3 protein-coding genes are annotated in these 1,847 nt (G+C 69.8%); all 3 read right to left on the bottom strand.

Annotated elements, in window-relative coordinates:
* Positions 1 to 85 precede the first annotated feature (85 nt).
* Positions 86 to 793, bottom strand: a complete 708-nt coding sequence (locus A9Z05_RS31455) for a CoxG family protein (RefSeq protein ID WP_069621482.1) — start codon at positions 791 to 793, stop codon at positions 86 to 88.
* Between the two features lie 28 nt (positions 794 to 821).
* Positions 822 to 1,181: a DUF427 domain-containing protein gene (locus A9Z05_RS31450; RefSeq protein WP_069621481.1), complete on the bottom strand. Its 360-nt coding sequence runs from the start codon at positions 1,179 to 1,181 to the stop codon at positions 822 to 824.
* 128 nt (positions 1,182 to 1,309) lie between these two features.
* Positions 1,310 to 1,747 carry a carboxypeptidase-like regulatory domain-containing protein gene (locus A9Z05_RS31445; RefSeq protein WP_069621480.1) on the bottom strand — a complete coding sequence of 146 codons (438 nt, stop codon included), beginning with the start codon at positions 1,745 to 1,747 and terminating at the stop codon, positions 1,310 to 1,312.
* Between the last annotated feature and the right edge of the window lie 100 nt (positions 1,748 to 1,847).

Genomic DNA, 1,847 nt, shown 5'->3' with positions numbered 1-1,847 from the left:
CGGCGCCGGCACCGGTGCCGACGCGGGACGGTGACGCCCGCCGCGCGGGCGGCGGACACGTCGTGACGCAAAGCCGGGCGGCCGCTCAGCCGCCGTTGAACCAGCGTGCCGCGTAAAGCAGCAGCGCGACGAACACGATCATCACCGCCCACGCCCACACGGGCACCGTGCCGGAATCGCGATGCCGGAGCGCGCTCGCCGCCCGCCCGCTCAGCGTGCCGCCGAGGTGCGGCGGCAGCGAACGCTTCGTTGCGGCCATCAGCGATGCCGACCGCAGAAATACATGCTGGCGTCGCTGTGCGGGGGCGCTCGCGCGATTCGGGGCGAGGCCGTGCTTCGCCTGCACGACCGCGCAGAACTCACGGAAGAACGTGTCGGTCCATTCGCGCAGCGCATTGTCGATCTGCCGCCCCGGCAACTCCGCGAGCGGCCCGCTCGCCGTCGCCCAGACCACGTACTCGATTCGCGTGGCGGTCGCCTCGTCATCCGGCATCAGCACGAGTTCGACCTGGCCGCGCAGCGCGCCGAGGCCGTCGGCCCGCGCCTTGAAGTTGAGCACGCGGCGCGACTGCCCTTGCGCGTCGCCCTGCTCGGCGGCCGCATGCGCGCGCACGTCGTAGCGGGCGCGCAGCGGGCCGAGCGGCACCGTGATCGTCAGCGCGAACTCGCCGTGCGCGAGTTTCACGAACGATTCGCAATGATCGAAGCTCGCCCGCAGCAGCGCGAGATCCTCCAGCGCTTCCCGCACGACAGGCGGCGCGAGCGGTACGCGTAACGTGTCGTTCAATTCCATGACGCCTCCCCGATGAACGCGCGCCGCATCAGGACGTCTCGACGAGACTGTCGACCCGTGCGACATCGAAGGCGACGTAGTGCGCGAGCACGGCGGCCGCCTCCTTCGGTTCTTCGTAACTCCATGCGGCGTTCTCGATCACGCCGTCTTCCGTCTGCAAATCGAAATGTACGGCCTGCCCCCTGAACGGGCAGGCTGTCGTGACGCCCGATTTCACGAGCCGGTGCATGTTGACGTCGCTGCGCGGCAGGTAGTGGATGTCCGGGAGCCCCGCTTCACGCACGGTCAGCGCGCCGTGCGAATCGGCATACGTGATGCCGCGATGGATCACGCGCACGCGATGACGGTTCGGCACGATTTCGAGTCGGGGGTCGGCTGCATCGGACATCGTTTCTCCTTCGGGCGGCCGCCAGGCCGGGCAGGAAACGAAAAAGCCACGGCACGCATGCCGTGGCTTTCATTATGGGCGAAACTGCGTCCGATTGCGCGTCCCGGGCCCGGGCCGCGCGCCGGCGGCTACTGCGCACTCCACTGGAACGCGGCTTTCGCGCCGCCCTTCGCGCCGACCGTGACGGCGCGCGATTCGTCGCTGCCCTGGTACGACGCATGCACCGTATAGCGCCCCGGCGGCAGCTTCACCAGCATGTACGGCCCGCGCGCGTCGGTCGCCAGCACCTCGGTGCCCTTGCCGTCGACGATCCGGACATGGACGTCGGCCAGGAACTCGCCGCCCTTGCCGGTGAAGCGCAGCGCGAGCGGCCATGACGCCTCGTTATTCTGGAATGCCGTCGACTGGTCCTTGCCAATACCGCCCGACACATAGCTGATATCGCCTTGCTGGCTCGCGGCGGGCAGACCGTCCGACTGCGCGTACGCGCCGGTCGCACCGGCCGCGAGGCCGACGGTCAGCGCCGCGGCGACGGCAAATCGGGACACGTTGCGTAGATATTGCATGGCTCTCTCCTTGGGGTCGGAACACATACGGGGCGCAGCGTCACGCGATCGAGCGGCGGCGCCCGCCGCGGCCGGCCGGGCCGGCCGTCGGCCGTGGCCG

The organism is Burkholderia sp. A2 (assembly GCF_001729305.1).
Taxonomy (GTDB): Bacteria; Pseudomonadota; Gammaproteobacteria; order Burkholderiales; family Burkholderiaceae; genus Burkholderia; species Burkholderia sola.
The sequence above is the reverse complement of the archived record's forward strand: the minus strand, read 5'-3'. Positions and strand labels throughout refer to the sequence as shown.